The following is a 25,021-nucleotide window of genomic DNA, read 5'->3' as shown; positions in this document are numbered from 1 at the left end:
CATGGCAACTGATCTTAGAATAACCTGGCCTTCAACTTTCACATTAATCACAATGAACGAAAAAACTAAAGTTATCCCAAAACAGATCCTAACGCATTATACTTAAAGAAATGTTATTTTTTTTAAACACCCTTTGCTCAAGTGTCCATTTCAAACACACCGACTCCATGAAAGCCTATATGTAACCGATCTTATAAAATATCGCGTATCATCATGAAATATCAGTCGGCCTATAAGCCGGGTTCTGTAGAGTAAAGCTTACACTTTACATGGCAACCATTCATCTGGGACGGATGTTACCATCCGCCTCGTGCAACCTACCCGAATGACTCGCCCGGAAATCGGCTGCAAATTAAATTTTGCACGTCATTTCTATTTGGTCTTGCTCCCGGTGGGGTTTACCTTGCCACATTCATTACTGAATGCGCGGTGGGCTCTTACTCCACCCTTTCACCCTTACCTATAAAAATAGGCGGTTTACTTTCTGTGGCACTTTCCCTAGGGTCACCCCTGCCGGGTGTTACCCGGCACCGTCTTTCCATGGAGCCCGGACTTTCCTCACCTGCCGTATTTCAGTATCAGACAAGCGCGGCTGCCCAGCCGACTGACATACTGATTTATAAAACATTTTCTGCTCCGTGAAAATAGCATCTTAAAATATTTTATGACAAACCTCTCTCACAGATGTTTTTATTTTAATGAAGCCAGATAAGTCTTTACTTTTGCGCAATATTTCGCTGAAATGGAATTCATTTTTTTTGCAGCATGACCTGCGTTATATTTAAGGATTGTACCACACGTACTTCCACCACTGAGTTTATAGGCCCTTGCCAAATAACGCATACCATATTCAAGATTGGTCGCAGGATCGTACAAATCCTGTACAGAACCACTAAAGCCCAACCCTCGTGCCGTAGAGGGTTTAATTTGCATCAAACCTATTTCGCCAGCAGCCCCCTTTATACCTGCCTTATAATTACTTTCAACTTTTACAACAGCATGTGCTAAATTAACGGGAACATTATATTTATTCGCAAGTTTCTGAATAAGAAACTCATAAGGACGAGCAGAAATCTTAGAAGCAACAATCACTGAGGTTTCTCCTGATTCCGCAACATTTAAGACACTATGAGTCCAACTTATATCAAATACAAAAAATACAGCACATGCTGTATTTAACAAGATTTTCAAAAATTGCATTTTCTTTCTCTTCACTCAAACATTCTCAAATTCTAGCCGCAAGTAATTTGCAAATGTATTATACAAAAAAGAAAGCAAAAGAACGTCTTTAAAAAGGAAATAGTAAGACAATTTCAAGCTAAAATTATGAAATAAAAGAATATATCTTTATGCACAAGTCTCAGATTTCTCTATATCATAAAATAAAAAAATAAAAAGACTATAATTAATCTTATAGCGTATCAAATAAAATGATATAATCTATAACTTGCGGCTATCTCTGTTGTATCAATCAATTTTTATATTAAAAAAATAGCATCTGAACTAGATGTAATATTTTTTACATAAGATTATTAATTTTTTTATTGAGATCAATCCCTCAAAGAAAGAGAAACAAGAGCATCTTTTTACCGAAGATGCTCGATATCAAAAAAGGTTCACAAAAAATATAAACCGTTATCAACGCTTCTCTCTGATTAATAAACACCCACTGCACTCTTTATGTCCGATAAAACCTCAAAAAATCACAAAACAAATCCCCCCATCATTGCGCATAAAAAATTCATAAATATACTAAAACCATCATACTCTTTACCAATTCAAAATATTGCAACAGACTTTTAGCTCTCAAGATGTCTCAAAGAAGCTTTTTAATTCCTTTTTAAAAGAGTTTTTATCCACACAAGCCTCTACTTGTGGTATACAAGAAACTGATTTTAATTTTTTCACCATGGATAAATTAAAAATGAGAGGATTTTACAATTCTTAAGATTCTCATTCAATATAAAATGATAAATTATCATTATAAAACAATATACTAAAAAAGTTATATCCGTTTTTATCCCTACAACAAAGCTTAACAATTACTTGGTCTATTTTTTTTGAAAAATGTTAGAAAACTCAATACCCCCAAAGCCTTTTTAAATAAAAATAGACCTCTCATCTTCATTCAAATATTTTTTCTTTGTCACAGACTATCATCTTATTAGTCTTGCACCTCATTTTCAGAAATCATACAAGTGGATAAATATCCTAAAATCCGCAGAACAAAAAAGCTTAAATCCTTTAAAAAATTTTATTTTCTCATATCAAATAAAAAAATAACCGGCATATAAAATGCAGTTAACGTGTTTTATTATAATCAATACTGCTTTTGTCATTGTAGCGATTGATAATGCAATTAACTTGGACCAATACCCTTGATAGACTTTCTATCACTCCTGTAATGATTACAACATTACCCTTATACTCCAATTGCTTACCTTTTGAGAGATAAATTTTGTTAATACCTTACAAATTGATTATCTCCTCGCACTTTTCAAAATTTCACGAAAAGCTCTTTTTCCTTAAAATAAAACCCAAAAGCGCGATTAAAAAAATAGCTAAAAATAAGCATTAGCAACGGAAGGACGAGAAATCGCTTTCGAGAGAGCCATAGCAACAGTTTCACCAGATTTTTGAGCCTGCTCACGACTCTGACCACTTTTAGAAGCAAGCGCAATTACATCACGACGCAGCTGCGCAATAAACAACTCTTGCTGTTGAGGGGTCATTTTAGAAAGATGCTTGATAATATCTGGAAAAGATACGGATAATCTCTCTAATAACTCCTCCTCTGTTACATCAAGCTGCTGAGAAGAAAAAGAAGAGCGACCGGGAAAAAACTGATAAAAAACACCACTTCGAGAAGCAAAAAAGACAGCGCCAAAAATAAAAAATACGAATAAAATAAAAATAATACGATGCGAAAAAGATCCCATTATCTCTTACCTAAAGATCACAGAATACAAACATAGCTTCCTTTTATGATTCCCCTTATAGCATTCAACAATGCCTCAATAAAGAAAAATCAAATTATTAAAAATGAATACGCTAACACTATCCGCCCAATAAGACTCGCCCCTCTATGTATTTAGGTACTATAGGCGAAACAATAACAAATCTTACACTTCCCCCCCTAATAACACCTTACATTTCCTAAAATAATTACAAAAAGCCTGACTGAGGAAATCCTCAGTCAGGCCAGACAATCTAGGGGATCCACGCGGGGGGGGGGGGAGGAGGTTCCCCGATTGTCCTCTTACATCAACCACTAAGATAGCCGATGCAATATTCTTGCTATGGAATAAAATTCTTTAAACAACAAGAAATTCTTATCATCTTCTACGCAAAAAAACATAAAAGAATTATAAATTATTTAAAAATGTTTAAATTTAGGCAAAAAAAGTTCAAAATGACCCAATTTGAAGCAATTTTATTTCAAGAAGCATCAATTAGAATCTACGATCATTATAACTTTTAAATAGTTTCTTTCATAACTCTGATGATCATATTAAAAAACAGTAATTTCTACGTATCCACCCTATAAAAATCAAACTACGTAAAAGTAGAATCACTTTTCCAACAGCAATCACCACAAAAAGAAAAACGTAGATTTTTAAAATCTTACACAAATAACCGTAAAAAATGGAAAATATCTTCTTGCAAGAAAGCTATGAATTATTTAAATTAAAACAATAAATTAGAGAAAATAAAATCTTATCTACCCTTATAAAAAATTTCTGTAAATGATCATTAAAATATTGTTACATCCCTCATGTAACAATCAATGAGGAACTTAAACAGCTTAATCTTATGAGAAAATGAGAACTCTGAAGATATTTGTTTCGAATCACGCCCCATCGTCATTCCAAATAACGATAGACCATTTTACAATAACCAACAGTCTCTAACGCATTTTAACATAACAAACCGAAATCAATGCAGACATTTTCTCTTAATCTCTATCATTTAAATGATCCCGTAAAATAATTACACACAGTAGTTTCTATGCTCAAAAATTTTTATAATCTGTTCTTCTAACGTAAACAATTCATTGATTTACAATCATAACTCATCATTTTACAATTTACATGAGAAACCTCAAGAACGTAAGATTCCCTTATTTTCAATCTTCGTCTATTGAATTAATGAATAGCCATACTATCGCACATCACAAACAAGAAGAAGCATATGGATAAAAAACATAAAACAATGATGCCGGCTTACAACTTTTACTTAAACTAAAGACGATGGTGCCCTATCAATTTTACGCTATACCCACGGACTGCGTCATAAGATGAGCGGCAAACATAAAAAGAAAGAAAATACTTTTGGCAAAAACAATGGACTTATTTAATAACCTTCATAACTTCTCATGATAAAGAGATACGAAACTTTAGTGTAATATCACACTTTTCTTTCCTACTTTCAGCCACAGACTATCCCTAGATCATCGCCGATCTTATTTTTATGAATATAATGCATTGTCTTACCCTTTTACTTTTTCGTCTTTTTAGAGCATCTTTTTGCACCCACACTAAAAGTTCCAAGGCACTCCTTATCTAAAAACCTGTTTTAAAGAGACATTTTAAGATCTATTGGGCACCACCATCTTTGACATTTATGAAGGTATGAGCCTTCACTATGATTATATTGTGCGGCATTATATCATATTGCAGCCGCTCTCACATTTAGAAGATGTATTTTCTTTTACAAACGGTATCATTAAGATAAATACCTTCTTTTGTAGCAGACAAACAGACTCTTTCGGATTCTGAAACAGGAAATTTGAAATGAAACAACATTCCTGTATTTAAACCTCTTATTGAGTCTAAAAAAATCAATGATCTTTTAAAATCAATATATTGGCTAATAACATAAATATGATATCAAGAACACCTTAAATAATGATCCTCATAGGCTTAACTCTATAGAAGGTGCTTCATTATACAGCCTACACGCCGCTATAAAACACCAATACTCCCATATAAAAACATAATACAAATGTAAAAAACAATAGCTTATCAATGATTGAATAAAGTTTTATCTCTACGCTATTTCTTGAGAAAAATCAGAGTATAAAGCACGTTAACAAACGCGATTTATGCAAAATCTACTTGTTTATCTTTAATATCGTCAACCAATAAACGCGGATCACGAGCAAGCCAAAGCGTAGCAATCCCCTCCTCACTGTTTTCATTTTGTATAGGAGTAAGACAAACCGTTTGTTCTAGAACAAGTCCCGCATTTTTAAGCCATTGTTCTATTTGTAAAGCCGAAAATCCAAAACGCATATGCACTTGATCAGAATATGAAGACTCAATTTCATGATAACCAAAATCCACAATCAATAAACGGCCATGAGGACGCAAAACACTTGATATCTCATGAAGGAATATTTCAGGATTTTCAAGAAAATGTAAAACCCAATGAAGAATAACTAAATCAAAAGTTGTATCTCCAACAGACAAGTGAAAAACATTGCTATCAAGCACGACTTGAACCGCATGCGTATAAAGATTAGAAAACAATTTTAAGATAGAGTCTCCACCTTTTCCAATATTCAGCATCGTCTGAAATGGTTTATCGCCAATGGTTTCAAGTAAAGCGTTTTCTACACCATGATCTGCCATATAGGATGACCGTAATACATCCCATTGCAACGCATTTTGTAAGAAATGCTTCTTCCTCGTTTTTTGACGCTGCTTTTTAACATCCTTCAAACGTTTTAAATCATGCGCTAACAACACATCATTCTTTGGTAAAGACGAAAGAATACCCATCACAATGTCTTTACCCCAAAAATCATGACAAAGCTTAAAATAAAGGCTATCCCCCTTCTGATAACGCTCAATCAATCGTGCTTCGTACAATAAACGTAAATATCGTGATATACACGCTTGCGACTGATCAAGAATAAAAATAAAATCAGGAATTGTTAAATCTTCATGATGTAAGAGCCTAAGAACACGTAAATGGCTTACTTCTGCGACCGCTTTCAGCAGCACAATCATTGCATCTAAACTTGCACTTTTTTTCATAATTATCCCCTAAACATTCCTATAAACATTTGTTTATAGGAAAAAAAGTCAAGCATACAACGCATATTCTCATCTATTTTGTTCTCTCTATTTTATCATACTATGAAAAAAATAGACTAATGTAAAAAACGAACAGATCTTATCTCCCTGCTTCTCGTTATAATGAGAATACATTGATTTATAATAATAATTCATTTTTAACTTGAATAAAAAACCGGAATACCGTAGATTTTTCTCATTTCAAATCTATTCATGATAAATCAATCCAAATCATTCTCTTACAGCTCATAAACGGAGGGGACAGATGGATAAAAATACCTTTTATGCCCACCTAAAAACAAGAACTGCATACTATTGAGAAAAAATAACATGATAATGCCAGCTTGCATTTTTATTAAGTAAAGATGATAATGCTCAATGACCAAGGCATTTGTAGAAGTAATACTATACGCTCCATCCCCTCCTTTTCATTGCAGTTTTACAAAAAATAACCGGTTATATATCATGAGTAAAATAACCCTATTTAGGTCATAATTTCATAAAGTGTCTCTTACTCTTTTCAATGAATAAAAACTCCCACAGAGTACACACACACTTTATTTATGAAATAACAAACGCAATAAAATACACTATTATTCTAACAAAGTTGCGATAAGATAAAAAATTCTAGCGTGTAAGAGGTTTATAATTTGCATGCTTAGGATTAAGAGATTCCGCCCCAAGACGACGAACTTTATCAGCCTCATATTCAGCAAAATTACCTTCAAACCATTCTACATGACCATCACCTTCAAAGGCTAAAATATGTGTTGCCAATCGATCAAGAAACATACGATCATGCGATATGATAACTGCACAACCAGCGAAATTTTCCAATGCATCTTCCAATGCACCCAATGTTTCAGTATCAAGATCATTTGTCGGTTCATCAAGAAGAAGCACATTCCCCCCCTCTTTTAGAAGTTTCGCCAAATGTACGCGATTGCGCTGCCCTCCTGATAAATTTGCCACCTTCTGCTGCTGATCTGCCCCCTTGAAATTAAATGCCCCGCAATAAGCGCGGCTATTCATCTCATATTTGCCTAATTTAATAATGTCATTTCCACCAGAAATTTCCTCCCAAACAGTTTTATCCCCCACCAAGGAATCGCGACTCTGATCCACATAACTCATGTGAACTGTTTCACCGATACGTATCTGACCTGAATCGGGCTTTTCCTGTCCCGTCAACATTTTAAACAAGGTCGACTTTCCCATACCATTGGCCCCAATAACGCCTACAATGCCACCAGCAGGAAGTTTAAAAGAAAGAGAATCAATCAATACACGTTCACCATAAGCTTTAGAGAGATTATCAACCTCAATAACAACTTGTCCTAATCTTTCTCCAATAGGAATAATGATTTGCGCCTCTCCAGGACGGCGCTCACGTGCTGATTGAACCAACTCATCATAAGCCTTAATCCGAGCTTTTGACTTTGCTTGTCGCCCTTTTGGACTAGAAGCAATCCATTCTTGCTCACGTGATAAAGCACGTTGACGCGCTGCCTCTTCACGGCCTTCCTGAGCCAAACGCTTGGCTTTAGCCCCCAAATAAGCAGAATAGTTCCCCTCATAAGGAATACCTCTACCGCGATCTAATTCTAAAATCCAACCCGTTACATTGTCGAGAAAATAACGATCATGGGTTATCAAAAGCACAGCCCCAGGATATTCACGTAGATGCCTCTCAAGCCAAGCCGTCGTTTCAGCATCTAAATGGTTTGTCGGTTCATCCAAAAGTAATAAATCAGGTTTTGACAAAAGCAATTTACAAAGTGCAACACGCCGCTTCTCACCACCCGAAAGTTTTGTTACATCCCCATCGGCTGGCGGACAGCCAAGAGCAGCCATAGCCATTTCCACTTGACTTTCTAAATCCCAAAGATTCTGACTGTCAATAATGTCCTGAAGCTGTGCGCTTTCATCAGCCGTTTCCTCGCTATAATTCATCATCAATTCGTTATAACGCTCAAGAACTTCCTGTTTATCTGCAATACCTTCCATCACATTACCACGTACATCTTTGCTCGCATCAAGCAAAGGTTCTTGTGGTAGATAACCACAGCGTGCTCCTTCAGAAATCCATGCTTCTCCGGTATATTCCTTATCTAGCCCAGCCATAATACGTAAAATAGTTGACTTCCCTGCACCATTCGGCCCTAAAATACCGATCTTCGCATCTGGATAAAAAGACAAATGAATATTTTCTAGAACTTTTTTATTGCCGTAAGACTTGTTAAGCCCAGCCATATGATAGATAAATTGACGTGCCATAAATTTCTCTTTATATTATGCGATATTAAAGATTAGGATTTTGAAAAAACTGCTTTTGCTTTTTGAAACTGTACAGTAAATAGCACTTACGTCGTATCAAAAGCTTTCGCTTTATATTGGTACATTTTTTCTAATCTCACAAGCCCCAGTATGGTCCTGAATGCAAAAAAACATCCCCCTAAAGAGCAAAAAGCAAATCTTTTTAGCTGTACCTGAAACCTGTTATCAAACATTGCCTCTCTTTTCCATACCAGATATAACATTGTATTTTTATCGTATTAAACCGACTTATCAATGTAATATGATACCACAAAGAAAAGCAATTCTCTATGCGCCTTCTTTTCTCGCTTTATGGGCTTTATATTACGCAGTAAAAAATCCTTCTCTTTTTTCATCGATTTTTTGCTACGGAAAGCAATGGACTTCACCCCTTGCCTTGATATGGCTTAAATTACGTTTACAAAACGACCGCCGCCTTATGGGATCTGACGTCCCAAGTCCAATGATCATGAAAGCTTTGCATCAACACGTAGCAACAAATGACTACAGCGCACTTCCCATTGGTACGTGGTTACAATTCGTAAAAAACTATAAAACCAATTGTAAAAACTTATCCATCCCCCTCTTTTGGCTTGATAATTATAAAAATAATATCAATATCCAGCACATCATTTCAAAACTTCAAGACGACATATAGCTTTTTAAAAATACGATAAAAGCTCATCTCGTATAGGAATATATTTATGGAAAAAAAAGCCTTAATCGTCATTGATGTTCAAAATGACTTCTTACTAGGTGGAGCACTTGCCGTACCTCAAGGTGATGCTATTTTACCCGCCGTCAATAATCTCATAAATCATTTTGACCACGTTATCTTAACCCAAGACTGGCATCCCAAAAACCATTGCAGCTTTGCTTCCTGTTATCCTGAAAAAAAGCCCTATGATACAGTCATTCTTGACTATGGTCCTCAAATACTTTGGCCTGATCATTGCATACGAGGAACACAAGGAGCAGAATTCCATCCATCTCTTAGAGTAGAAAAGGCACAACTTATCCTTAGAAAAGGCTATAATCAAAAAATGGATAGCTATTCTGCTTTTCTTGAAAATGATCAAAAAACACCAACAGGTTTACATGTTTATCTCAAAGAACATGGTTTTACCAAGCTCATTATGTGTGGCTTAGCAACTGATTTTTGTGTCGGATTCTCTGCTCTTCACGCCATACAATACGGTTTTAAAGTCAGTGTTTCATTAAATGCTTGTGCTGGTATTGATGTAAACGGATCACTAAACACTATGCTTAAAACTATGAACGAAGCAGGGATAGAACTGTTAATGCTCTCCTAAAATATTCTTTTCTCATCTACCATTATAACATTCTGATTTATAATGAATAAATTTTTTTACCTATTTAAGTAAGGAACGGAAATATCGTAAAATTCTCTCATTTCAACCCTATTTCAACACCATTCTCTTAAAACATCACAAATAGGATTGATGTATGAATAAAAATCTTGCAAAAAAAACAGCCAAAAGGCTTCTTATGAATCATTAAATGCAAGGGCAGTTATGATACTGAAAGCTGGTAAAAAGTATAGCGTAAACTTGCACCTTATATTGAAGTCAAAAAGCCTCTATACGTCAAAAGTTATCCAAAAGATTATACATTATTTCCCTCATGGAGGGGAAATCGTGCAATGATCTCCTCTTTAAAACAAAAACATCAATAAGCAATAACATGGCATTTTTTGCACAAAAGACCTCTTTCTATTCAAAGATATGCGATAAACAAAAGTGTGAAAAAGGAAGAAATCTCCATTACTTAGATACAACATGTTTATCTAATTGACGATGCTTAAAACGAATCGAAGAATATAATGCCATTCCAATAATACAGACTCCCACAAGTCCTGTTAAAACTTCAGGAACCGATATAATCGTTTGCAGATACATAATCACTGCAAGAACTAGAATTGCATAAAAAGCACCATGCTCTAAATAACGATAATGCAATAATGTTCCTGATTCAACCAACATAATTGTCATAGAACGAACGTAAAATGCTCCGATACCAAGACCTATCGCAATAATAAAAAGGTTGTGTGAAAAGGCAAAAGCACCAACCACGCCATCGAAAGAAAAACTAGCATCAAGAACTTCTAAATAAAGAAACGCCCCTACTCCCCCGTGAGCTACTGTTGTTAAAGTCTTTTGAGGAGTATCCAAGAGATGACCGACAACTTCAACACCGATAAAGGTCAAAAGTCCATAAAGTGCTGCTAATAAAAAAGTTATTTTATTTTCTGCGTCAATCTGAGCTGAAACAAATAAGATCAAAATCAAAACAATTGCAATATCAATTCCAACAAGCGCCCCAAACTTTTGAGCAGATCTCTCTATAACATTAAGCCAATGCACTTCTTTTTCAGAATCAAAAAAATATTTTAAGCCAACCATCATAAGGAAAGTTCCTCCAAAAGCAGCAATCCCCATATGCGCATCGGTTAAAACTTCAGCATATCGATGTGGTTCCCATATCGCTAATTTGACTGCCGCAATTGGATTAATCCCAACAGCAACGACAACCACCAATAATGGAAAAACAATTCTCATCCCAAATACAGCTATCAAAATACCCCATATAAGAAAACGACGACGCCACAATGGACTCATTCTACTAAGAACACGCGCATTGATAATAGAGTTATCAAAAGATAAAGAAATTTCCAAAATTCCTAAAACAAAGCAAATAAAAAAATATTTAAGAAAACCAGTAATACTTTCCGTTTCAAACCAACCAATAACCCCTCCTAAAAAGACACCAATAATCGTGAAAAAAAAAGCAAACCCAAAATAGCGTAATAGGGACATGATCATTCCTCAAAGTTTATTTTCTACTTCATCTAAGCACACCCAGTACCAATCCAAAGTTTGCATCTCTTTAAAGTTGCATCTATTAATGCAGAGGTGTATAGAATATATATGGTAAAGTTACATGAAAATTCTCTCAAAAAAAGCAAGAGACAAATGTAGCAACAAGGAATTTTGTTTTGAAGTGAATATCAATTGTCAATACAATAAGTGCAAGATTGCTTTCTATCTACACAAATAAAAAAATAACAAGAAATTAAAGCTATAATATTGACATTATATCATAGAATATTAATACATAGTGTGCTTTTATTATTTAATGATTTATACCATGATGATTTACCGAGGGAGATAATTCGTGGCACGTCCTGAAACTGAATCAAAAACCATATTTGGAAAACGTTTACGTTATGTACGTCTTGCTTTAGGCGATCCATCGCGTGAAACCTTAGCTAAAAGTTTTAGCATGACAAAAAATTCCATTGCTTTTTATGAGCGTGGAGAGAGAGAACCCAATCTTAGTGTCTTACAAACATACCGCACGTTATATGGTGTCAATATTAATTGGCTTTTAACTGGACAAGGAAAAATGTTTGACACCGAATATACAAAAGGTGATTTTGACTGGAATTATTTTATTAAAAAAATCGAGGGACTGGAAGAAACACTTGCCGATAGTGATCGTAACGAAAAACTAAATCAAGAAAAAATCGACAGTTCTTATGAAAAATTGCAGCAATATTTGTCAAGACAAGGTTTATCAAATGGTTTTAACTCTAAAACTACAACCTCTCTTATCGATATGAAAGCTAAAATGGCCAATTCTTATACCCTTAGCTTATTCATTGATTTACTCATTCGAAGCGTATCCCAAAAAGAGGTTATAGCTAATCAATAAACGTCTATTTCAAAAGAAAAAGCAAGAAATGATTAAACACCAGTATGGAAAGAAGTATTTTTTTACTTTATCCGTGCTGGTGAAGTTTTATATAATTTATAAACTTTATTTCTGTAACGACAGAAAAATATTTGCGTTGTAAATGAAAGTATAGTGTCTTTAAATTAAAAAAAATAATTTTATAGTATAAAATTCTCATTCATATCTTATTGACAATAAATTTTTTCTTGTTAAAAGAATAATAGCTCTCATAGAAATTATTTTTTAAGGTCAGAAAATTTAAGGGGAATATATTGACGACTTCCTAGAGAGACATACATTAATGTTTACAAGCGGATTAGTTAAATATTTATCCTGAAAATTATCAGCTATTTTATGAGGTGGGAAGCATGTATTTTGAGGTGTTTCAAGGAGTTCACAATCAATGGTACTGGCGTTTAATCTCAGGAGATGCACAAAAAATTGCTTTTTCTAGTAAAGGTTATCCAACAAAACAAGATATCCTAATCAATATTGAGCAAATAAAAGAAATTACACATAAGGCTCTTATTAGAGAACTACAGTCCTAACGTTCTTTACCATTAAAACAAGCGTTTATTTTGTATAATGGTATGGTAGTTACTTTTGTGATAAATGAAAAGTGATTGATTTGCCCTCAATGAGAGGAAGTTTTTGTATTATTTCTGACACTCACAAAGAACATTCATATTCTTACAGATTATATGTTTATTTTCAATCATACTCAAATCTCTATAGCCTTTATCAAAAAGAAAATCTCTTAAGTTTTGTATTTTTCATAAAAAATAAACGCACATGAAGAGAAGATAAATCATCAATGAGAAATATATTTACTCTAAAAGATATTAATATCTTTTACGTTCATATTCCTCTTCTGTATCTGATAATCATAACTGACTTACCCATTTCATCTTCATAAAAAGCAAATATCTCTTTCTTTCTATTATCATGCAATTTTTTATACCTATTAGCTGAAACTATCGTAGCATTTATACCTTACATCTAAAAAGAACGTGCAAAACTGTTTCCAGCAATAATATAAAATTGCTGGATTGTATAGACGCGCTTTTTAATAACTAGCCTACCTATAAACTGGTTTATCATCATAAACTCTTATTTTATGATCAACGACGCTCTGTCTTATAACCTTAAATGTTGTCATAAAATCAGAGTAAACTTGAATATTCTCTTCCAATACAATCTCTCCATCAGCACCATAATTGGCTTCATTAAAGTTTATCTCTCTCGTCATTCCAATCTTCCTAACACATTTCTAAACCCTTTAATGCAAAATATGAATACAATCACTCTTTATCATCTTCAGATTTAAGCATTTTTTTATATTTCTTTTCATTTTTTTCATATTGCTTAATTTGTTTTTTCAGTTTTTCAATTGCTTGGTCGCGTCTTTTAATCACCATACTTTGCTCTCTAATAGCCCTATCTCGTTCTTCAGTCATCTTCATAGAATCTCTTAAAAACTCATGCTTTATTCTTCTAGATTCCTCTTTTAAAATTTTCACTTGACTGCGATAATATAAAGAAAATCGAAATATAACCCCGCTGCACAACAAAACAACAATCATTGCTCCCAATAAAATTTCGTTTACACTCATTTGGATCTCCCTTAATTGTCGCTCAAGTGATGATCTTGACCAATTTGTTTCATCCTCAATCAAAAAAAGAATGCAATAAATTGCATGTTCCAAGTGTGAACAATCACTCTCGGCGTTCTTATTTTCTCCATTAAAGCATTGATAAATGACGCAAACAAATCTTTGAAAGCGGCTAAATCTACACTCACACCAATTATTTGCGACACATTTATTGACACAAAATACAAAAAATAAGGAACGTCAAATAAAACTAACGACGCAATCCAATCATACAAGCCTTGCCCAAATCGTTCCTATCTTCCTTTTTTACGCCATGTGGAATGCGGCTATATATGAAAGTTTTTCATTATTACAAAAATCTTCAGTGTCACAAAGCACAGCATTTCTGTAAAATTTTGCCTTCCCACAAATCTTTACATCACCACAAACTAAAGCATCATTATAAACTCGAGCCTTTCTAAAATCACGAGTATCACCACAAAATTCAATACATTGAGCATTCAAAACTTGATCAAAAAAGACCGCATTAGCATTAGCATATGCATCTCCACTCATATTCAAATAACGGTAAAGTTCTTATTTTTCATAAACATGCGAACTCTTACGAACAACTAAACAACCATATGTTAATGCATTGTTATCAATAACAATATCATTATAAACACAGACTTCATTATAAACCGCAGCATCATAAAAACACATTCATCCCCATAAGGGCATTGATCGAATGTACAATTCTACCAAACAACCACCTTTGTGGATCAGATTACCTTCCTGTTTAATAAAATATCCAAGATCACTTTTTTGATATTTCCCATTTTTTTACGCATATATACGATATACCATCTGATAGTGATCTAATTTATTACAATAAAGAAGAAATCAGTATTCTTTATCTATGCAATTTACATTTTTTCTACAGCCATTATCCTATCTCTTAAGGCTCTAAAGCTTCGTTATATTCACACACTACCTCAACGCAGAATTTTTTTTTACAAATTCTGATGTTGGGGTATATCTTGATTTATAATGCTGCTACGTATACTATCATAGTGAAATCTCATAAACATACGAGTGTGTATCGCCCTTTCTGGTATACACATTTACTTTTTCACAACCGTGGAACTAAGCAACCATTTTTATTGATTCGAATCTGAAAGTGTATGGGGACATTTTGTTATTAGTTAAAAACAACTCTATATGCTTCCTTAGCGAAGAGCTACACATGGATATTTTCACGCTCCTTGTATCATATATTCTGGATTCGCAACGCAATATTAACGCTATAGCGTAAATATGTAAAGGTCTAAAAATGACAAAGACTGAAAAAGATTGGTTCCAACGCTTAGTTGAATTGATAAAAAGTGACGGACGAACAATGATTGAAATAAGCAGAGCTGCAGGCTGTGGACAAAATTACGTCCAACAAATGATAAATGGAGGCAAGAGACCTTCTGTAGATAAACTCATGGCTATTTTGAATACACTGGGAAATGCTAGTGCCATATATGTAATAACTGGTTTCAACATCTCCGATGAAGACTTAAAACTCATAACTTTGATTTCGTCTGGAGATAAAAAGAAGATTGAAGCCTTAAATGTTCTGTTGAATGAGCAGAATCTGTAGCATTTTCTACTTTATCCAATATCGCTTGCTTTTGAGACGTCGATAAAGACTCCCATTTCACAATAATATCAGATAAAGTTGTTTCAAATTTTTTATCATTCTTCATAGTCATACTCCATGTAGTCACACTATATAACGCTAAAGCGTTTAAAATATATCTCATACCTTAGAAAAAAATATTTGCAATAGGCAGTATGGAAGCAATTGTGTACAAACTTATTTTACAAAATCAGATGAAGTTCTATTAGTCATGTACCATGGTGAAACAGAAAGCATCACACGATCCAGACCTTCTTATGAAAATTGGTATAATCTATCAAAAACGCGAATAATGTTACGCAGATCTTGCGATTCGGACCAATAAAAACTAATGTGAAAATATCCCTGAAGACACTCCTGAACTCTATATAAGAGAACACGAAAAAGCTTTTTTGAAAAAAATACATCACAATTTATTCTACATAGCACCATCTATGTTTTTTTAACAATATTGCAAAGCGAGAATATAACAATGTTATAGGAATAAATTCTTATAAACAGAGCCACACTACCTAAAACTCTGTAACACATTTACAGGTAACCTCCCCTCTAAACGCACCTTGTAAATACTAATATAAGTCTCTATCATAAGCAAAAATGATACTATCAAAAAAATAAAACGAATCACCACGCACAATCTTTGTACGTAAATTTTATACAGATTCACAACAAGAGAGAAATTCCCTTATGCAAATGAAGAATTATATTTTAAAAGTATGGCTTTGAAGAAGAAGTATACTTTTCCAAAAAAACACCCTCCCTGCCAATAATTTTTCATAAGAGAAAAAACTCATAATAAAGATAAAACTCTCTATACGATCAATACGAGAAAAATGTTATCAATACAAAAAAGTGCTAGGGTTACCGCAATATTGCCAATTCCTTATCAGAGTAAAATCAAAAAAGACATCTGCTCTTCAATAATAATTCGGATCACATGAAAACTCTATAATTTAAACATTAAGCAAAAAATACACAAAAACAGAAAATGGCATTTTAACAAATTTTCCAATATCATAGAAAACATTTCTTACAGAATAATAAAATGCTTATTACAATAGAATCTGGATGATGCAAAGCGATAGAAACAATCACTCAATTGACTTTTCAAAGAACAATTAATAAAATTCTTTTCAAAAAACACGCCACCGTCACTATGAACAATATTTCTCAAGATATTAAATAGAATTCCTTTCTTGGGAAAAAGAAAATATCAACAAATGTTATCATCGTTGCCCCCATGATACATATGAATGCCCATAGATCACATTCTCTTATACACTAACCTTTCATCACAATGATGCTATTCGAACGTCTAAAAGACATTAACATCACTTAGAAAAAAGCAAATTTACACTAAATGTTTTTTGAGCCATTTGTTCTGAACAGGTACAATCTTTAAAATTAGTTTTATTGAGGTCTGTTTATTTGCAGAACAAGTATAAATAAACTTATCCAATGAAGCTTTTAGCCTTCTATTTTATGAAGAACACCATATAGAAAAAGTACAAAACAGTATATGAATTAAGAAAGTAAATAGCGACCCATATCAGTTAATCCAAATGCTAAAAGGTTGCAAATGAGAGAACTTCTTTGATGAGACTAAGAAAACATACCATCATATTAAAGCGACTGAGAGAAAAAACAGCAACAAACAACGACCAAAAGCTTCTAAAACAAACAGGAAAATAAATAAAAAACGAAAAAGGTAGAATCTCAAAACTTTTATATAAGCGATCCATTTTTCTATTGTACATTTCCCTATTGGTGGGCCCGGAGGGACTCGAACCCCCAACCAAGCGGTTATGAGCCGCTGGCTCTAACCAATTGAGCTACAGGCCCTAAATAGGTTGTTTCTCTCTAAACTAAAATGCCCTATGATACAAGAGCTGACAAAGATTATAACCTATCTTTTTCTCTTTTCTATTGGTTTTTTTTTCAGTGCTCTAATTTCTTTACAAAAACTCTTAAAAATGAGAGAATAATTAACTGACAAATATAAAGGTATAGATATGATAGAAAAGAAAATTCAACCACTGAAGAGTTCTCTGGTTAAAACAGTTATATTAGCATTTACACTCTTAGCCACATCGTTGACTGTACGTGCTTATGCTGAAGAAAATAAAATGAAAAATGCAACGATTACAGTGACAGCAATCGGAGAAAGTCAAGCAGCACCGGATATGGCCATTATTAATCTAGCCGTTGTTACCTATGACAAAACTGCCCAAAAGGCATTAGCTTCCAATAATCAATCCATCAATGATATTATAAACGCTTTTAAAAACAATGGCATCCAAGCAAATGATTTGCAAACATCAGGCTTATCCATTTATCAGTCAACCTCTGATAAACACCACGAAAAAAAGAATAATGAAAAACTCTATCATGTTTCAAATTCTTTAACCGTGCGCATTCGTGATCTTACCAATGCTGGTAAAATCTTTGATCAAGCGATGACACTAGGTGTTAATTCAGTTAACGGCATTACTTTTACCAACGCAGATACAAAGCCATTTTATCAAGCAGCACGTAAAAAAGCCATTACTGAAGCCATTGAAAAAGCGCAAACGATAGCGCAAGCAGCCGATTTAAAATTAGGAAAAATTATTGAAATCAATGAAAAGGATGATTACTATCACCCAACACCACGTCTCATGAGTAGAGCAGCAGATGTAAGCTACGCAAATACAAATTTTGCAGGTGGTGAATTAAATTATAACGTGAGCGTCACTGTCGTCTTTGCGATCGATTAAGTCACAAACAAGTTGTATAAAAAATCATATTACTGGCCTTCACGTAGAAGACCAGTAATATGATAAAGATAATCTTCCTCAGATAATAATTCGTCTTCGTAAATCTCTATTTGTCCGCGTGCAGAAATATGCGCTGTATGTACCGTCTGACAATCCCCTGATACCAATGGATGCCACCAATGAAGATCTTTTCCCTCATAAATTAATCTATAAGCACAACTTTCTGGGAGCCAACGCGCTGTTTTAACTGTCGTAATGTCTAGCGATATACAATCTGGTACAATTGATTTACGATGAGCATAATCTCGACACCTGCAGGTTTCCCCATCTAAAAGACGACAAGCAATACTGGTTGCATAAAGGTCACCCGTATCATCGTCCTCAACTTTATGGAGACAACAACAGCCACAGCCATCACAAAGGCTCTCCCACTCAGAAATGGAAATCTCTTCTAATTTTTTTACTTTCCAAAAGGGAAGTTCTCCACTCATAAACTCAGACACACCTTTTTTAATTAAGACGATCTATAAAAAATGAAACGTTTAATTTCTATAATTTTATCTATTTCTGTCTCTTAAAAAGATTCAACTCAATGTATACTTTAAACCATGTTCTTAAAAGCTATCTGAATAAAAAGAGAATATTCAAAAATAGCGCATATAAATGAACATAACCTATTGAAACATCTCTTTGTAAACTTAACGAAGAATAAAATGCGTCACCTAAAATGATAGAAAAATTCTGCAAAGAACATACATTTTTCATCAAAAAGTCCGTATGTTGCAATATAAGTTTACTCCTAATAGATCTCATTTCTTAAAAACGAGCCGCGCTATACGCAAGGTAATGTTTTTATCGTTCATTTCTTGAAAGCCCCCTACTCTCTACTCCATAACCACCCTTTGCCCTATATCTATTCTTTTGAGAAAGAGAAGTATAAAGCCCCAAAGCTAAGAAAAACATTAAACATCGAAAACTTTCTAGATTGTTCAAATTCTTCCTATGTTTTTCTCAAAAAAGTATCCAAGTACAACATGAAGCACCTCCCCCCTTCATTAGGAAGAAAGAGGGAGTTATTAAAATGCACACGAATTCTTTTATTTAAGAATCGAGAAAACTGCGCAATTTTCGTGAACGGCTAGGATGTTTTAATTTACGAAGTGCCTTTGCTTCAATCTGACGAATACGCTCTCTTGTAACTGAAAATTGTTGTCCTACTTCTTCCAACGTGTGATCTGTATTCATCCCTATTCCAAAACGCATCCGCAAAACACGTTCTTCTCGTGGTGTTAATGAAGCAAGAACGCGTGTTGTCGTATCTCGCAGATTAGCTTGGATAGCTGCATCAATTGGTAATAACGCATTCCTATCCTCAATAAAATCACCCAAATGGGAATCATCTTCATCACCAACAGGCGTTTCGAGAGAAATAGGTTCTTTTGCAATTTTAAGAACTTTTCGTACTTTTTCTAACGGCATAGAAAGCTTGCTAGATAATTCTTCTGGTGTTGGTTCTCGTCCAATTTCATGGAGAATCTGACGCGAGGTACGAACGATTTTATTAATTGTTTCAATCATATGAACAGGAATACGAATTGTACGTGCCTGATCAGCAATTGAACGTGTAATAGCTTGACGAATCCACCATGTTGCATAAGTTGAAAATTTGTAGCCGCGCCGATATTCAAACTTATCCACAGCCTTCATCAAACCGATATTGCCCTCTTGAATAAGATCAAGAAACTGCAAACCACGATTGGTGTATTTTTTTGCAATTGAAATGACAAGACGCAAATTAGATTCTACCATCTCTTTTTTCGCAATTGTTGATTCGCGTTCACCTTTCTGCACCTGCATAACAATCCGACGAAATTCACCAATCGAAATAGCCGTTTCTTGCGCAAGATTTTGTATTTCACTTCGCAGTTTTTGGATTTCTTTTGCTTCACGCACCGAAAACTCTTTCCAACCAGGTGTAGGCAAAGCAGAAATATAATTCATCCAATCCGCGTCCAATTCACGCCCTTGGTATTCTTTTAAAAAGTCCTCATGGCCAATGCCATAGCTATTGGCAATCCGTTTCAGCTTACCTTCATTATGAATCAATCTCTTATTAATGTCATAAAGCTGTTCAACCAAAGCTTCGATACGATTTTGGTTTAAAGAAAGGGATTTTACTGCTTGAATCAACTCACCCTTTAATTGAATATATTTCTTCTTCTGAGAAGATGTAAGAGCCCCCTCTTTACGCTCTGCCAAACTGCTTTCAACATGCTGATCTTGTAATTTTCGTAATTTCACATAGGTTTGAGCAATAAAATCCAATGTTTCCATAACTTGAGGACAAAGTTCATTTTCCATTGCAGCAAGCGATAAGTTAACATCGTCCTCGTCCTCTTCATCATCGTCTTCAATGTTTCTCTCTCCTGCGCTCTCCCCCATATTACGTATACCAGAAGACATTTTTTCTTCTACTGTCTTATCAACTTCACTTCGCTCAATAACAGGAGCCTGCTTTGCTTCTGGACCAGCATAAGTCGTTTCAAGATCAATAATTTCACGAAGAAGAATACGCTGCTCTTTTAACTCGTCACGCCAGATAATAAGAGCCTGAAAAGTCAAAGGACTCTCACAAAGTCCTGCAATCATTGTCTCACGCCCTGCTTCAATACGCTTAGCAATGGCAATTTCGCCTTCCCGCGAAAGAAGCTCAACAGCTCCCATCTCACGCAAATACATACGCACCGGATCATCCGTACGATCTGTTACTTCGCGTTTATTCGTTGTCGTTGCAATTGCGTGGCTAGAGGCTTCTACTAAATCACCCCCCTCTACCGTAACTTCTTCTTCATAATTTTCAGACTCAACTTCATCCTCATCATCCACAACATTAACCCCCATCTCAGAGAACATCGCCAAGATATCTTCAATTTGTTCGGATGTAACCTCGTCAGAAGGAAGAACAGCATTGAGTTCATCCATTGTTACGTAACCATTTTTTTTGGCAAGTTTAATCATTTTCTTGATGGCATCATCAGAAAAATCAAGAAGAGGACTATCCAAACTCGCTTGGTTTGTTACTTCTGCATTATCTTTCTGTTTAACCTTTGTTGCCATACCATAACTCCACTCGATCACTTCACAGTTTCCATGTAACCATAGTTTCCATGTGACCAGTTTTTTTGTTCTCACTAAAATCTACCAATAGTTACTCATATATACTTCCTGTTAAGAGATTACCATTGGAAAGAATACATTTTGTATACGCCCTGACATCCAGACAAACTTGACATCCAGACAAAAACGCGGGAAAACTCCAGAAGTTTCCCCGACACCTCTCAGCCCTTCTGAGATAATCTCTGCACCCTATCGTAAGAACCAATTTCCCGCTTTTCCTAAAATTTAATTGTCATCTTTATAAAAATGTCACTCCACATAAACTTCCTCATCTAAAATTTAAGTGACTGATTCGCATTAAAAAAGCGAATCATTTTATCGTATCTTGTGTATTCCCGTCTATTTTTTCATCCAACCAACTTCCAAATCCTTCAATTAACGCTTCTGTTGCCTGCATCTGCTCCAGCTCATTTTTTACCTCACGAAGCAGATCAAAAACCTCACTCTTAGGATTTTCTACAAGTTGCTCTTCAATATCCTGTAACCTCTTATGTAGGTGGTGTTCTTGAAGATGCAAGTAGACAGCTTGTTTTAATATAGCACGCGCATCTTCTATAGGGGCTCCACCAGGAATAATACGCATACCAATATTTTGCACAAGATGTTTCATACGCTCTAACAGAGCCTTTTGCCCTCTTTTTTCTAAGAACGCAACCATCGTCTCTTTATCATGAAGCTGTTGGTCCCCAAGAATTTCCAACATAGCTTGATGAAAAATTATCAATTGAGTATTTTTTAATTCTAACTCAGAAAGAATTTCAAAATTTTCATACCACAACTCAGGATAGTAAGCTAAAGTAAGTAAAATCACTGCTTCACGCAAAGGGATAGATTGCGAAGAATTTCGTACTATTTCAGAATTTGCTAACAGAGAAAAGGTTTGATCTTTAAAGGTCCTATTTGGTGAAGATTGACCATATCGCCCTTCCCCCCTTTTTTTCGAAAAAGAGGGACGAAAAAAATCAAAAAGGCGTTTTTTTACATCTTGCAAATAATAACGACGGACATCTTCATCCTTAATCGTAAAAATTTGTTGTTTTAGTTGTTTTTCTAGCGCTGCTCGTGCCTCTGGAATTTCAAAATGCTTTCCATAGGTAGCACGCCACCATAAAAGCTCACTCAAAGGAATAGCTTTTTGCAAAAAAGAAGAAAAAAGCTGTGCTCCACCAGCACAAACAATTTCATCAGGATCTTTCCCTTGTGGCAACAAAACAAAGCGTACACAAACCCCAGCCTTTAAAAGAGGCAACACACGATCAGCAACACGAAAAGCAGCTTTTAAACCAGCATCATCACCATCAAAACACAAAATAGGCTCCTTCCCCATCTGCCATAAAAGCTCAATTTGCGCTTCCGTTAATGCTGTCCCTAAGGGCGCTACAACTCCTTCAAAACCAGCTTTAGTCAATGCAATGACATCCATATACCCCTCAACAACAAGGAGTGAATGAATTTTTTCATCGCCAACAAAGCGACTATTTTTGCGAGCTGCTGCCGCGTTATAAAGTATATTTCCTTTATGAAACAGCACTGTTTCAGGGCTATTGAGATATTTTGCTCGTGTCTCTTTCTCTAATGCACGCCCTCCGAAAGCCACCACACGTCCGCGCAAATCTTCGATAGGAAACATAATGCGATTTCTAAATCGGTCATAAGAATCTGCGCTCTCCTCATGCACTGAGAGAAGCCCACATTCTTCCATTTGCTTTATTGAAATGCCCCGTGCACTCAAAGCTTCTTTCAAAGCTGTACGCCTTACCGGTGCAAAACCAATGCGGAAACGCTCTACAAGCTCTGGTGTAACACCACGTGCATCCAGATAACGACGTGCTTGCGTACCTTCTTTATCGCGTAAATTATATTGAAAAAAATCTGTAGCAATTTTCATCACATCATAAAGGTCAGCTTTTTCCAGTTGACGTTTATGACTTTGTGAATCCAAAATAGGGAGTTTTATTCCCGCAAAATCAGCCAAACGCTCTACACTTTCTGAAAAGTGCAATCCATCAAGCTCACACAAAAAGGTAAAAATATCTCCACTTACACCACAACCAAAACAATAATAGCGCCCTTTATGATCATCACAATGAAAACTTGGCGTTTTTTCACCATGAAATGGACAACAACACCAAAAGTCTCCCCGTGAAGGCTTACTTTTTCGAGGATCAAAATCCACCCGTTGCCCAATCACTGTTGAAATTAGGAGTCTCGTACGCAATTCATTAAGGAAATCGGGCGGAAAACGCATTATCTCTCACAGAGTTTGAAAATTCTTTTTTGCATATTTAACGACTTTAGAGCATAATTCCAATACTTCCTCTTAAGCAGTTGTAAAATTTTAAACCCTCAACTGCATATATTTTTAGAAATGGAGAATAAAAAGTGATCGAATTTATTGCTCAATATCCGTGGTTAGAGGCTATTTCTTGGCTTGTTATTCTTACTATAGCTGCCCTTTTAGTGAACTTTCTAGGACGAAAATTACTTATTCACGGAGCAAAAAAACTCTCTTCTTTTCTCCCCAAAAATACAACGATCGATATTAATAATGCTATTCAATACATAGCGGATATCATTTCAGCTTTTATTCTTTCAATTGGTGTTAATTTTATCTCAACATTGCCCGATGCATTTAGCACTGTCATCAGTAATGTTGCCAACGCCTTCATTATCTTCTTTGTCGTCCTGACAATTTCTTCCTGTCTCAATGTCATTAACATCCTTTACGAACAACGACCAACAGCACGACTAAAACCAATAAAAGGTTATATTCAAATTGCTAAAATTGCACTTTTTGCTGTTGCAACAATTTTAATGGTCGCTACATTGATTGACCGTTCCCCTCTTATTCTCTTCTCCGGTCTTGGTGCAATGGCCGCGGTTCTCATGTTAATTTTTCAAGATACGCTTCTTTCTCTCGTTGCCGGTATTCAAATTTCATCCACTGATATGGTTCGTGTTGGGGATTGGATTGAAATCCCCAATCTCGGTGCCGATGGTGATGTTATTGAAATTGCCTTGCATACTGTTAAAGTTCAAAATTTCGACAACACCATCACCTCAGTTCCTATCCGTAAACTTGTGACCGACCCTTTTAAAAATTGGCGTGGAATGCAAGAATCGGGTGGCAGACGCATCAAACGCTCCCTTTTTATTGATCAATCAAGTATCCATTTTCTCACAAAAGAAGAACAAAAATATCTTTCCCGATTTAATTTATTAGAAAGTTATTTCACGCAAAAAGTAGAAGAAATCGAACAATGGAACGCTCAATTAGATAAAAATCATGATGTCTTAGCCAATACGCGCCGTTTAACCAACATTGGAACTTTTCGTGCTTATGTTTTTGCTTATCTACAACAGCATCTAAACATCAACCCTAATATGACCCTCATGGCACGGCAATTACCTCCTACAGAAAATGGTTTACCCTTAGAAATCTATTGCTTTACGAACACCACCGTTTGGATCGACTATGAACAAATTCAAGGTGATATTTTTGATCACCTTTATTCCATTCTTCCCTTTTTTGGTCTAAAGGTTTTTCAAAATCCAAGCGGTTATGATTTTAACCAAGCATTAAAAGTGAAATAAAAACGATAAATTTCAATTTATTAATTTTGAGGCAACCATATTCATACCAACAAAGAAAGAATA

20 protein-coding genes, 1 tRNA gene and 1 other RNA gene are annotated in these 25,021 nt (G+C 35.0%); 7 read left to right on the top strand and 15 right to left on the bottom strand.

Translation table 11 applies throughout. From position 1 onward, the window contains the following. Positions 1 to 217 precede the first annotated feature (217 nt). The 5 genes from rnpB to ettA form a co-directional block, all read right to left on the bottom strand. An RNA gene (gene rnpB / locus ACFIKX_RS02190) (RNase P RNA component class A) lies at positions 218 to 608 on the bottom strand. Between the two features lie 82 nt (positions 609 to 690). Continuing rightward, positions 691 to 1,200, bottom strand: coding sequence for a lytic transglycosylase domain-containing protein (locus tag ACFIKX_RS02185; protein ID WP_375613362.1), 510 nt, complete (start codon positions 1,198 to 1,200; stop codon positions 691 to 693). Positions 1,201 to 2,561: 1,361 nt separating this feature from the next. Then, positions 2,562 to 2,939 (bottom strand): hypothetical protein, encoded by a 378-nt coding sequence (locus ACFIKX_RS02180; RefSeq protein ID WP_375628812.1) that lies wholly within the window; start codon positions 2,937 to 2,939, stop codon positions 2,562 to 2,564. A 2,163-nt stretch (positions 2,940 to 5,102) separates the two neighbouring features. Continuing rightward, a complete protein-coding gene (locus tag ACFIKX_RS02175; RefSeq protein WP_375628810.1) occupies positions 5,103 to 6,041 on the bottom strand; it encodes an ArsR/SmtB family transcription factor in 939 nt (312 codons plus the stop codon). Positions 6,042 to 6,707: 666 nt separating this feature from the next. Continuing rightward, positions 6,708 to 8,357, bottom strand: a complete 1,650-nt coding sequence (gene ettA, locus ACFIKX_RS02170) for an energy-dependent translational throttle protein EttA (protein WP_375628808.1) — start codon at positions 8,355 to 8,357, stop codon at positions 6,708 to 6,710. 160 nt (positions 8,358 to 8,517) lie between these two features. Here ettA and ACFIKX_RS02165 point away from each other — a divergent pair, with 160 nt between their 5' ends. After that, positions 8,518 to 9,054 carry a hypothetical protein gene (locus tag ACFIKX_RS02165; protein ID WP_375611982.1) on the top strand — a complete coding sequence of 179 codons (537 nt, stop codon included), beginning with the start codon at positions 8,518 to 8,520 and terminating at the stop codon, positions 9,052 to 9,054. Between the two features lie 46 nt (positions 9,055 to 9,100). Beyond that, positions 9,101 to 9,709 (top strand): bifunctional nicotinamidase/pyrazinamidase, encoded by a 609-nt coding sequence (gene pncA / locus ACFIKX_RS02160; protein WP_375628806.1) that lies wholly within the window; start codon positions 9,101 to 9,103, stop codon positions 9,707 to 9,709. A 471-nt stretch (positions 9,710 to 10,180) separates the two neighbouring features. Here pncA and ACFIKX_RS02155 read toward each other — a convergent pair whose 3' ends face one another. Continuing rightward, the gene (locus tag ACFIKX_RS02155; protein ID WP_375628804.1) at positions 10,181 to 11,233 is read right to left on the bottom strand and encodes a DUF475 domain-containing protein; all 1,053 of its coding nucleotides are present in this window, start codon (positions 11,231 to 11,233) and stop codon (positions 10,181 to 10,183) included. 358 nt (positions 11,234 to 11,591) lie between these two features. Between ACFIKX_RS02155 and ACFIKX_RS02150 the strand changes: the two genes are divergently transcribed. Continuing rightward, complete coding sequence (locus tag ACFIKX_RS02150) at positions 11,592 to 12,131, top strand: helix-turn-helix domain-containing protein (protein ID WP_375628802.1); 540 nt, start codon at positions 11,592 to 11,594, stop codon at positions 12,129 to 12,131. 389 nt (positions 12,132 to 12,520) lie between these two features. Continuing rightward, entirely contained in the window at positions 12,521 to 12,700 is a 180-nt protein-coding gene (locus tag ACFIKX_RS02145; RefSeq protein ID WP_142416545.1) for a DUF1508 domain-containing protein, read from the top strand. A 530-nt stretch (positions 12,701 to 13,230) separates the two neighbouring features. Here the strand turns inward: ACFIKX_RS02145 and ACFIKX_RS02140 are convergent. The 4 genes from ACFIKX_RS02140 to ACFIKX_RS02125 form a co-directional block, all read right to left on the bottom strand. Next, the gene (locus ACFIKX_RS02140; protein WP_375613355.1) at positions 13,231 to 13,401 is read right to left on the bottom strand and encodes a hypothetical protein; all 171 of its coding nucleotides are present in this window, start codon (positions 13,399 to 13,401) and stop codon (positions 13,231 to 13,233) included. Positions 13,402 to 13,453: 52 nt separating this feature from the next. Continuing rightward, positions 13,454 to 13,765: a hypothetical protein gene (locus ACFIKX_RS02135; RefSeq protein WP_375613354.1), complete on the bottom strand. Its 312-nt coding sequence runs from the start codon at positions 13,763 to 13,765 to the stop codon at positions 13,454 to 13,456. Between the two features lie 306 nt (positions 13,766 to 14,071). Next, positions 14,072 to 14,326, bottom strand: coding sequence for a hypothetical protein (locus ACFIKX_RS02130; RefSeq protein WP_375628799.1), 255 nt, complete (start codon positions 14,324 to 14,326; stop codon positions 14,072 to 14,074). A 15-nt stretch (positions 14,327 to 14,341) separates the two neighbouring features. Continuing rightward, positions 14,342 to 14,467: a hypothetical protein gene (locus tag ACFIKX_RS02125; protein ID WP_375613352.1), complete on the bottom strand. Its 126-nt coding sequence runs from the start codon at positions 14,465 to 14,467 to the stop codon at positions 14,342 to 14,344. Positions 14,468 to 15,077: 610 nt separating this feature from the next. Between ACFIKX_RS02125 and ACFIKX_RS02120 the strand changes: the two genes are divergently transcribed. Beyond that, the gene (locus tag ACFIKX_RS02120) at positions 15,078 to 15,392 is read left to right on the top strand and encodes a helix-turn-helix domain-containing protein (protein ID WP_007347852.1); all 315 of its coding nucleotides are present in this window, start codon (positions 15,078 to 15,080) and stop codon (positions 15,390 to 15,392) included. Here ACFIKX_RS02120 and ACFIKX_RS02115 read toward each other — a convergent pair. Next, positions 15,316 to 15,498, bottom strand: a complete 183-nt coding sequence (locus tag ACFIKX_RS02115; RefSeq protein ID WP_375611974.1) for a hypothetical protein — start codon at positions 15,496 to 15,498, stop codon at positions 15,316 to 15,318. The two genes, ACFIKX_RS02120 and ACFIKX_RS02115, sit on opposite strands and share 77 nt — an antisense overlap. 1,698 nt (positions 15,499 to 17,196) lie before the next feature. Next, positions 17,197 to 17,273, bottom strand: a tRNA-Ile gene (locus tag ACFIKX_RS02110). A 170-nt stretch (positions 17,274 to 17,443) separates the two neighbouring features. Here ACFIKX_RS02110 and ACFIKX_RS02105 point away from each other — a divergent pair. After that, complete coding sequence (locus ACFIKX_RS02105; RefSeq protein ID WP_375628797.1) at positions 17,444 to 18,187, top strand: SIMPL domain-containing protein; 744 nt, start codon at positions 17,444 to 17,446, stop codon at positions 18,185 to 18,187. Positions 18,188 to 18,216: 29 nt separating this feature from the next. Here the strand turns inward: ACFIKX_RS02105 and ACFIKX_RS02100 are convergent, their stop codons facing one another. The 3 genes from ACFIKX_RS02100 to dnaG form a co-directional block, all read right to left on the bottom strand. Next, positions 18,217 to 18,678 carry a YcgN family cysteine cluster protein gene (locus tag ACFIKX_RS02100; protein ID WP_375628795.1) on the bottom strand — a complete coding sequence of 154 codons (462 nt, stop codon included), beginning with the start codon at positions 18,676 to 18,678 and terminating at the stop codon, positions 18,217 to 18,219. Between the two features lie 610 nt (positions 18,679 to 19,288). Beyond that, complete coding sequence (gene rpoD, locus ACFIKX_RS02095; protein ID WP_375613401.1) at positions 19,289 to 21,304, bottom strand: RNA polymerase sigma factor RpoD; 2,016 nt, start codon at positions 21,302 to 21,304, stop codon at positions 19,289 to 19,291. A gap of 370 nt (positions 21,305 to 21,674) precedes the next feature. After that, positions 21,675 to 23,612, bottom strand: a complete 1,938-nt coding sequence (dnaG, locus tag ACFIKX_RS02090; protein ID WP_375628793.1) for a DNA primase — start codon at positions 23,610 to 23,612, stop codon at positions 21,675 to 21,677. A 134-nt stretch (positions 23,613 to 23,746) separates the two neighbouring features. On the opposite strand from dnaG, the gene ACFIKX_RS02085 reads away from it, so the two are divergent. Then, positions 23,747 to 24,958, top strand: coding sequence for a mechanosensitive ion channel family protein (locus ACFIKX_RS02085; protein WP_375628791.1), 1,212 nt, complete (start codon positions 23,747 to 23,749; stop codon positions 24,956 to 24,958). Positions 24,959 to 25,021 lie beyond the last annotated feature (63 nt).

Origin of the sequence: Bartonella sp. CM86QHHN, assembly GCF_042194695.1 — a bacterium.
GTDB lineage: Bacteria > Pseudomonadota > Alphaproteobacteria > Rhizobiales > Rhizobiaceae > Bartonella.
Note: the sequence above shows the minus strand (reverse complement) of the source record. Positions and strands in the feature narration are given on the sequence as shown.